At 64.7% G+C, this 4,115-nt stretch carries 5 protein-coding genes; all 5 read right to left on the bottom strand.

The window, feature by feature from the left end; all coding sequences use genetic code 11:
* Positions 1-157: 157 nt before the first annotated feature.
* Positions 158-805 carry a protein phosphatase CheZ gene (cheZ, locus tag ACLV8F_RS24725; RefSeq protein WP_411886845.1) on the bottom strand — a complete coding sequence of 216 codons (648 nt, stop codon included), beginning with the start codon at positions 803-805 and terminating at the stop codon, positions 158-160.
* 1 nt (position 806) lies between these two features.
* A complete protein-coding gene (cheY, locus tag ACLV8F_RS24720; protein WP_411886844.1) occupies positions 807-1,205 on the bottom strand; it encodes a chemotaxis response regulator CheY in 399 nt (132 codons plus the stop codon).
* Between the two features lie 108 nt (positions 1,206-1,313).
* Complete coding sequence (locus ACLV8F_RS24715) at positions 1,314-2,402, bottom strand: protein-glutamate methylesterase/protein-glutamine glutaminase (RefSeq protein WP_411886843.1); 1,089 nt, start codon at positions 2,400-2,402, stop codon at positions 1,314-1,316.
* Positions 2,399-3,061 (bottom strand): chemoreceptor glutamine deamidase CheD, encoded by a 663-nt coding sequence (cheD, locus tag ACLV8F_RS24710; protein ID WP_411886842.1) that lies wholly within the window; start codon positions 3,059-3,061, stop codon positions 2,399-2,401. Before cheD ends, ACLV8F_RS24715 begins: the two co-directional genes overlap by 4 nt.
* A complete protein-coding gene (locus ACLV8F_RS24705) occupies positions 3,058-3,927 on the bottom strand; it encodes a CheR family methyltransferase (protein WP_411886841.1) in 870 nt (289 codons plus the stop codon). The genes cheD and ACLV8F_RS24705 overlap by 4 nt, the downstream gene beginning before the upstream one ends.
* Positions 3,928-4,115 lie beyond the last annotated feature (188 nt).

Raw genomic sequence — 4,115 nt, 5'->3', positions numbered from 1 at the left:
ATTGGCGTTTCCTTCAGCTAAGCGCCTGGAGCCACTCAAAAACCCTCCTGGCGTTGTTGCAGCCGCCTTGCCGTGCCTTTAGCACTGTCTGCGGCGGCGCGCCTAGCCAGGACCGCTTCGCTGGGTTTTGCGAACGGCTCTGCGCGCTACAAAAAAACTAGAACCCCAGGCTCGCCAGCAAATCGTCGACCTGGTCCTGGCCGTCGACCGCGTCAGGAACGCCGGTCTTGATCTGCGGCCCGTTGAGCAGGCCGTTGCTGGCCTCCTGGCGCTTTTCAGGCGGGGCGTTGTCGATCAGCAGCTGCAGCAGCTGCGTCTCCATGTCCTTGATCACGTCCATCATCTTCTTGATGACCTGGCCGGTCAGGTCCTGGAAGTCCTGGGCCATCATGATTTCCATGAGTTGCGCATTGGTGGCGCTGGCCTGCACCGGGGCGTCGGCCAGGTAGCCGCGGGTGTCCTTGACGAGCTCGCGCGCGTCGGCCAGTTCCAGCGGGCTTTCAAACCAGACGTCCCAGCGCTTGCCCAGGGCCACGGCCTGCTTCGACAAATTGTCCTGGATGGGCTGGGCCACGTCGATGGCGTTGAGCGCCCTTTCGGCTGCGCGTTCCGTCATCTGCGCCACATAACTCAGGCGGTCGCGCGCGTCGGGGATCGCCTCGGCGGCGCGGGCGATGCTTTTGTCCAGGCCCAGCTCGCGCATGCCTTCGCGCATCTGGCGCGTCAGGTGCCCGATGCGGTTGACCAGTTGCTCGGCCGAGTTGCCGGTGGACACGGTGGTGGAGAGGGGTGCTTCCTGGCCCATGTCAGGCACCTTCCTTCTCGATCTTCTCAAAGATCTTGTTGATCTTCTCTTCGAGCGTGACCGCGGTGAAGGGCTTGACGACATAACCGTTCGCGCCGGCCTGGGCCGCCGCGATGATGTTTTCCTTTTTCGCCTCGGCCGTCACCATCAGCACCGGCAGCTTGGCGAACTGCGGATCGGCGCGAATCGCCTGCAGCATGGCCAGGCCGTCCATGTTGGGCATGTTCCAGTCGGACACCACAAAGCCGTAGTTGCCGGCCTTGACCTTTTCCAGGCCCGCGGCGCCGTCTTCGGCCTCGTCGACGTTGACGAACTCCAGTTCCTTGAGCAGATTGCGGACAATCCGGCGCATGGTCGGGAAGTCATCCACGACCAGGATTTTGATGTTTTTATCAACCACACTTCACTCCAGTTTTCTCGAATCAAACTCTCAAACACATGTCATCCGGAAAGCGCCGCAATCCAAAAAAGCGCCGGCCGGAAGCCCCCAAAACTTTCGCAACATCCACTACACGCGGTTGGCCCGCTCCCCGAAGGAACGCAGGTGGGCCAGCACCCGCTGGCTCATCTCCTGCAGCGGCACCACCTCGTTGACCGCGCCCAGCGCAATCGCCTCGCGCGGCATGCCGAAGACCACGCAGCTGGCCTCGTCCTGCGCGAAGGTGTGCGCGCCGGCCTGGCGCATGCGCATCAGGCCTTCCGCGCCGTCGCGGCCCATGCCGGTCAGGATCACGCCGATGGCGTTCTTGCCCGCATGGCGCGCGGCCGAATCAAACAGCACGTCGACCGAAGGCCGGTGCCGGTTCACCGGCGGCTCCTGGTCGACCTGCGCGACGTAATTGGCGCCGCTGCGCGTCAGCGACAAATGAAAGCCGCCCGGCGCGATGTAGGCATGGCCGGGCAGCACCCGCTCGCCGTGCACCGCTTCGGACACCTTGATGCGGCACAGGCCATTGAGCCGCTGCGCAAAGGAATTGGTGAAACCCGCCGGCATGTGCTGGGCGATCAAAATGCCCGGGCTGTCCGGCGGCAGCGGCTGCAGCACTTCGCGTATCGCTTCGGTGCCGCCGGTGGAGGCGCCGATGATGATGAGTTTTTCGGTGCTCAGCAGCGGGCTGTGCAGCATGGGCGCATGGCCGTCGCCTGCGCCGCCCACGCCATTGGGCGCCGGGCGCCGGGCCGGCAGCAGCTTGGCCGAAGCCGCCGTGCGGATTTTTCCGGCGATCAGGTCGGTGTACGACAGCAGGCCGTCGCGTATGCCCAGGCGCGGCTTGGTCACGAAATCGATGGCGCCCAGTTCGAGCGCGCGCAGCGCCGCTTCCGATCCGCGCTCGGTCAGCGAGGACACCATGACCACCGGCATGGGCCGCAGGCGCATGAGTTTTTCCAGGAACTCCAGCCCGTCCATGCGCGGCATTTCCACGTCCAGCGTCATCACGTCGGGGTTGTGCTGCTTGACCAGGTCGCGCGCGACCAGCGGGTCGGAGGCCGTGGCCACCACCACCATGTCGGGCTGGCTGTTGATGATCTCGGTCATCAGGCTGCGTATCAGCGCCGAGTCGTCGACGCACAGCACCTTGATCTTGTTGACTGTCATAGGGCCCACGCATTCTTGTTGGCCACGTCACGGGCCAGGTCGACGTTAAAGATCTCGACGCAGCCGGCGGCCCGGGACGGCCTGGACAGCGTGGCGGCGAGCTGCCGCTCCTCGTTCTGCACCAGCGCGACGTCGTCCTGCTGGCGCAGCTTGCGCATGGTGACCTTGCCGGTCACCGGGAAGTAGTTGATGCGGCGCGGGTAGTTGCCGCGCAAGTCCTGGGCGGCCACGCGCACCTGCTCCATCTGCAGGTAGCGCAGCACGAAGTCGGCATTGCGCTCGCCGATGTTGAGCAGCGTCATGTTGGCCAGCACCGCGCCGCCGCCGAAGACTTTCGCCTCCAGCCGCTCGCGCCGGGCGCCGGCCTTGAAGAGTTCGTTGAGCAGCATCTCCATCGCGTAGGCGCCGTAGCGCATGGCGGCGGCCGCGTCGCGCGAGCTCGGGTCGGCGTCTTCGGGCAGCATGAAATGGTTCATGCCGCCTATGCCGGCCGTGCTGTCGCGCACGCAGGCCGACACGCAGGAGCCCAGCACGGTGGTCAGCACCATGTCCTTGCCGGTCACAAAGTATTCGCCCGGCAGCAGCTTGACCGCCGAGATGCCGAACTCGCGGTCAAAGTAATGGTGGGTGGCCACCGTTTCCCGGTGCGCGGGTGTCATGGGGCGGCCTTCACCTTGTGCACCAGCTCGTACACCGTCTGGCCCTTCAGGCGCAGGATGTCGGCGGCGAAGGAGAAATTTTCCGAATGCCCGGCGAACAGCAGGCCGTGCGGCTTCATCAGCGGCGCAAAGCGCTGCAGGATGCGCGCCTGCGTCGGCTTGTCGAAATAAATCATCACGTTGCGGCAGAAAATCGCGTCGAAGGGTTCGCGCAGCGCCCATTTGGTGTCCAGCAGGTTGAGCTGCTCGAACTTCACCATGGCCGCGACCTCGGGGCGTATCCGCACCTTGCCGGCCTGGGCGCCCGCGCCTTTGAGGAAAAAGCGCTTGAGCCGCGCCGGCGGGAGTTTGCTGACCTGCTCCAGCGTGAACACGCCGGTGGCGGCCTTGGCCAGCACCTGGGTGTCGATGTCGGTGCCGATCACGCTGGCGGCGCTGGCCGCGCGCTCGCCCAGCGCCTCGATCAGCGTCATGGCAATCGAATAAGGTTCTTCGCCCGTCGAGGCGGCCGAGCACCAGACCGTCATGGGCTGCGGGCATTTTTTGGCATGCTCGGCCAGCACCGGGAAATGGTGGGCTTCGCGAAAGAAAGCCGTCAGGTTGGTCGTCAGCGCATTGGTGAACTGCTGCCACTCGTCGCCGTCGGGGTCGGCTTCCAGGAAATTCAGGTAGGTGGCGAACTCCGTCAGGCGCAGCTCGCGCAGGCGCCGCGCCAGCCGGCTGTAGACCATCTGGCGTTTCTGCGTGCTCAGGGCAATGCCCGCCCGCTGGTGGATCAGCGTGCGGATCTTCGAAAAATCATGGTCCGTCAGGAGGAAATCCGGTCCGGTCGACGAGACCGTGGCGCCATGCAGGTTTGTATTCATAGGTTTTCATGTCATCGCGCGCGCGGCATGCGCGCCTTGTGCATCAGCAAATGACACATGCTTCAATGTACAAAGAGCGTGCCTTGTGCCATGGCCCGAAAAGCATGAGAAAACACCCGCTTCTCTGGGTATGGCGTGGCGACGGGCTCGAGCAGGGGGGTTGTTCTTGCCCCCTCCCCCGCTGGGGG

It is taken from the genome of Polaromonas sp. YR568 (assembly GCF_943369675.1).
Taxonomy (GTDB): domain Bacteria; phylum Pseudomonadota; class Gammaproteobacteria; order Burkholderiales; family Burkholderiaceae_C; genus Polaromonas.
The sequence above is the reverse complement of the archived record's forward strand: the minus strand, read 5'-3'. Positions and strand labels throughout refer to the sequence as shown.

Coding starts and splice junctions, on each gene's coding strand:
- cheZ (WP_411886845.1), bottom strand. CDS start 805: ATGGGCCAGGAAGCACCCCTCTCCACCACCGTGTCCACCGGCAACTCG.
- ACLV8F_RS24715 (WP_411886843.1), bottom strand. CDS start 2,402: ATGACAGTCAACAAGATCAAGGTGCTGTGCGTCGACGACTCGGCGCTG.
- ACLV8F_RS24705 (WP_411886841.1), bottom strand. CDS start 3,927: ATGAATACAAACCTGCATGGCGCCACGGTCTCGTCGACCGGACCGGAT.
- cheD (WP_411886842.1), bottom strand. CDS start 3,061: ATGACACCCGCGCACCGGGAAACGGTGGCCACCCACCATTACTTTGAC.